We start from the raw sequence: 3,520 nt of genomic DNA on the forward strand, positions 1-3,520 counted from the left end.
CCACATTTGCTTCTGTCACTTCGTTTGCATAAGCAAACTCGTGCCATTGCAAACGTCGGAACACCTTGGTCGTTAGACGCAATCGTATGATAATGATACTAAATCCAAATGAAATTAATTTTGTGGAGCTTACTCTAACAACTAGAGTACCAGATCACTTCATCGAAAATAATCAAGTAATTGACCCTGTAATAGCAGGCAAAATTGAACTAGACAGAAAGTATAGACAGGAATTTTCTACAGCTATCCCAAGGAGTAATCCCTGTAATTATTATAACTGTCATGGTTTGACCTTTGCTTCAAGAAGGACCAGGGTTATAAATTCAAATGAAATTCAAATTATATTAGAGGATGACAGCTATAAGCAGATTGAAAATATTCGGAATGTGATGCCTGGAGACATAGTAGTATACTATCAAGAGGGCGATGCACAACATTCGGCGATAGTTATTAATGTGGATTTGACAACTGTCCTAACGCAAGTAAAAGTAGTTAGTAAGTGGGGAGAAGGCTCTGAATTTATTCATTTAATTAATGATTGTCCATATGCAAGGGATTCAGATGAAATTAAATATTATAGGGTTCATTCGGTAGAGCATGAGTAGCATATTCTCGGAAAATGTAAGAAAAGAAATTGAGTCATTGAAATTAATTTCAAATACACCTAACTTCTTATTTAAAAGATTGAGGCAAGATGAAGTATTCATAAATGAAATTACTTATCTTTCAGTGGAGGAAATTTTGCTAAAAGTAGAAAGAGCCGTTATTGATCAGATTGATTTATATGGACTTGTTGCTACTTTATCAATAAAGAATAAATTCCCAGAAGATTTATATATCCAGTTTAAACAATTCAAAGATGCATTCTTTTTGATCTTTTTAGAAATAGCAAAAAATAGTATTAAGCCAACATATTATGCCGAAGAAGAACTTGCTTTGGATACTATAACTTCTCAGGAAGAGCTTCAATCTGCAAATTATTCGGATTATTCTGTTAGCCACGAGTTCAATAATGGATAAAATAATAGGAATTTATTTTTGTGAAACGGCCATAGTTGATTCTCGAACTAATCAACTTTCGCTAATTAGTATCTTCGAAGAATTAGCACTCCCTGCTTTGCCAGCTGTATTGGCAAAGATTAGTTTAGTGATAATCTTAGAAAATGGTAATCCGCACGTTAGTGATTCAGAGGATACACCAATAACTATTGAAATATATAACAATGACAAGAAGCTTTATGAGCAGCATTCGCGAATTAAATATTTAGGTAAGACCTACGCTAGATTAATTATGCAATTAAATGGTCTCCCAATTCGTGAGGTCGGTCAGCTGACAATTACCACAAAGACATCCTCTTCTACTGAAAAAAAAGAACTTCCAATCAAACTTCTTTCGTAAAATACGACTGCGTCTAACTATCGGTGCTTCCGCTACGCTTCGAGCTTGCTTTCGCAACTCTCGCTCGGGCTACGCCACATTTGCTTCTGTCACTTCGTTTGCATGAGCAAACTCGTGCCTTTGCAAACGTCGGAACACCTTGGTCGTTATACGAAAGTTTATGCAAATTATATGAGTATGGAAAAGAATAAAATTAAACTGATAAAAAACTCCGGCTTCATTTTAGAATATGCGATTTCCAAAACTATTAATGAACTTGGGTATTCAATTGCAGCAGAGTATCAGTATGAACGAGACGATGAGACCGGAACTACTAAGAAGTTCTCAGGCGATTTAATCTGTAGGAAAGAAATAAATGGTCACAATATTACTTTGCTTATAGAGTGTAAGCAAACGGACGAATCGATTGATTGGCTATTTCTTCCATCGCTACAAATGAAGCAGCATCTTAATGTCATTCCTTTTGTACATACTTTTAAATCCGACCCATTCAAAGCAGAACCTAAAATGGAGGACAAGGATGTAACTAGTTTATTTGGCAATTCTGTATATAAAGGAATAGAAATACGACATTCAGACAAAACAGATTTTTTAATCCAAAAAGCAATTGCTCAAGTTAGTTATCCAATCTTTAATGAACTTCATCTCTCGTTGTTATTGAAATCTCTTCTTAAGATTGAGAAAACGGCAAATTCGATAATACCTATAGTAATTACAACATCTCCATTATACATAATTAATTCTGATGTTACGATCGAAACGTTGGAGACTGCGAGCGTAACATCAGATATTGCTAGTCAGGTTGCTTCATTACTTTATAGCACAAATCCGTCTGAAGACTTAAAATCTCATAACAAGAAGATTCTCATAAACATTAAAAAGTTGGCGGGAAATAAAAATTGGAATGAATTTCTATTAGAACTATTTGCTAATACATGGCCTGAGGCGATATTGTTTATAAATTATAATTATCACAAAGAGATTTTAGGCAATATTGAAAAACACCTTCAGAAAAAGGCATAAACCTTCGCATAACTAAAAAATTGTCGCGGCGCTTCGGGATCGCTTCGCGACCCTTGCTTGGGCTTCGCCAAATTCCGCTTTGTCACTCGTCTTGCAAAGCAAGCCTCGCGCCAAGTCCTTCGGACGCGCGGAACTTCGACAATTACTGGTCGTTATACGCCATGGGCAAAAATAACTGAAATAGAAAAACAGGATAATTTTCTTACATTTTATCTTGACAAGTTGTCAACTTAGACCAAATTATTAGTATGAAATCCTTTCCCGTCGGCGAGCTCAAATCACATTTCTCTGAGGTTTTGGAGTATGTTAAAAATGGAGAAAAAGTAGGAATTCTTTTCGGTAAAGAAAAGAAACCCGTCGCAATGATTGTTCCTGTTGAGAAGAAAACTGGCTCAAAAAGAAAAGTAGGTATCCTTGACGGAAAGGTTAAAATTTCTTTTTCAAAAGATTTCAGTATATCCGAAGAGGAATTTCTTAATTTATAATGCCTTATTTATTAGATACTCATGCTTTGTTATGGGTTATTGGAGATTCAAAACAATTAAGTAAGAAAGTCATTGAGATTATTGAAAATCAAGAGAACCAAATTTTTGTTAGTTCAATATCTTTATGGGAAATATCTCTAAAGTTCAGATTAGGCAAACTAAATCTTTCTGGGATAAAACCTGAAGATATTTTAAGCTATCTTGAAAAATTAAAGATTAATTCCGTTGAACTTAGCCCTGAAGAAGCTTCCACGTATCATAAATTGAAAGAAAGTTTTCACAAGGATCCTTTTGATCGAATGATTATTTGGCAATGTATTTCCAAAAAATATACTTTGATTTCGAAAGATTCTGTGATGAAAAAATATAAAATCTCAGGATTGAAAATTATCTGGTAAAGCTTGCCCACGGCGTATAACTATCGGTGCTTCCGCTCCGCTTCGAGATCGCTAACGCGACTCTCGCTCGGGCTACGCCACATTTTGCTTTGTCACTCGTCTTGCAAAGCAAGCCTCGCGCCAAGTGCTTCGCACTCGCAAAACGTCGGAACACCTTGGTCGTTAGGCGAACAGCTCTGCACGATATTCTTTTCAAGCTTTGCGGGCTTCCATGC

At 35.7% G+C, this 3,520-nt stretch carries 6 protein-coding genes; all 6 read left to right on the forward strand.

Going from position 1 to position 3,520, the window contains the following annotated elements; genetic code table 11:
• Positions 1-92 precede the first annotated feature (92 nt).
• The 6 genes from CH362_RS18985 (at position 93) to CH362_RS19010 (ending at position 3,305) form a co-directional block, all read left to right on the forward strand.
• A complete protein-coding gene (locus tag CH362_RS18985) occupies positions 93-605 on the forward strand; it encodes a hypothetical protein (protein ID WP_125169742.1) in 513 nt (170 codons plus the stop codon).
• Positions 598-1,020, forward strand: a complete 423-nt coding sequence (locus CH362_RS18990) for a hypothetical protein (RefSeq protein ID WP_100711888.1) — start codon at positions 598-600, stop codon at positions 1,018-1,020. The genes CH362_RS18985 and CH362_RS18990 overlap by 8 nt, the downstream gene beginning before the upstream one ends.
• Positions 1,013-1,399 carry a DUF6941 family protein gene (locus tag CH362_RS18995; protein ID WP_100711889.1) on the forward strand — a complete coding sequence of 129 codons (387 nt, stop codon included), beginning with the start codon at positions 1,013-1,015 and terminating at the stop codon, positions 1,397-1,399. The genes CH362_RS18990 and CH362_RS18995 overlap by 8 nt, the downstream gene beginning before the upstream one ends.
• 177 nt (positions 1,400-1,576) lie before the next feature.
• Positions 1,577-2,422 (forward strand): hypothetical protein, encoded by an 846-nt coding sequence (locus CH362_RS19000; protein ID WP_244280657.1) that lies wholly within the window; start codon positions 1,577-1,579, stop codon positions 2,420-2,422.
• Between the two features lie 248 nt (positions 2,423-2,670).
• Positions 2,671-2,907 (forward strand): type II toxin-antitoxin system Phd/YefM family antitoxin, encoded by a 237-nt coding sequence (locus tag CH362_RS19005; RefSeq protein ID WP_100711891.1) that lies wholly within the window; start codon positions 2,671-2,673, stop codon positions 2,905-2,907.
• Positions 2,907-3,305, forward strand: coding sequence for a type II toxin-antitoxin system VapC family toxin (locus CH362_RS19010; RefSeq protein WP_100711892.1), 399 nt, complete (start codon positions 2,907-2,909; stop codon positions 3,303-3,305). The genes CH362_RS19005 and CH362_RS19010 overlap by 1 nt, the downstream gene beginning before the upstream one ends.
• Positions 3,306-3,520: the final 215 nt, after the last annotated feature.

The sequence above is a fragment of the Leptospira saintgironsiae genome, assembly GCF_002811765.1.
In the GTDB taxonomy this organism is placed as follows: Bacteria; Spirochaetota; Leptospiria; order Leptospirales; family Leptospiraceae; genus Leptospira_B; species Leptospira_B saintgironsiae.

Bases quoted from the DNA above. Each gene is read 5' to 3' on its own strand.
- CH362_RS18990 (WP_100711888.1), top strand. From the start codon at position 598: ATGAGTAGCATATTCTCGGAAAATGTAAGAAAAGAAATTGAGTCATTG.
- CH362_RS19010 (WP_100711892.1), top strand. From the start codon at position 2,907: ATGCCTTATTTATTAGATACTCATGCTTTGTTATGGGTTATTGGAGAT.
- CH362_RS19000 (WP_244280657.1), top strand. From the start codon at position 1,577: ATGGAAAAGAATAAAATTAAACTGATAAAAAACTCCGGCTTCATTTTA.
- CH362_RS18995 (WP_100711889.1), top strand. From the start codon at position 1,013: ATGGATAAAATAATAGGAATTTATTTTTGTGAAACGGCCATAGTTGAT.
- CH362_RS18985 (WP_125169742.1), top strand. From the start codon at position 93: ATGATACTAAATCCAAATGAAATTAATTTTGTGGAGCTTACTCTAACA.
- CH362_RS19005 (WP_100711891.1), top strand. From the start codon at position 2,671: ATGAAATCCTTTCCCGTCGGCGAGCTCAAATCACATTTCTCTGAGGTT.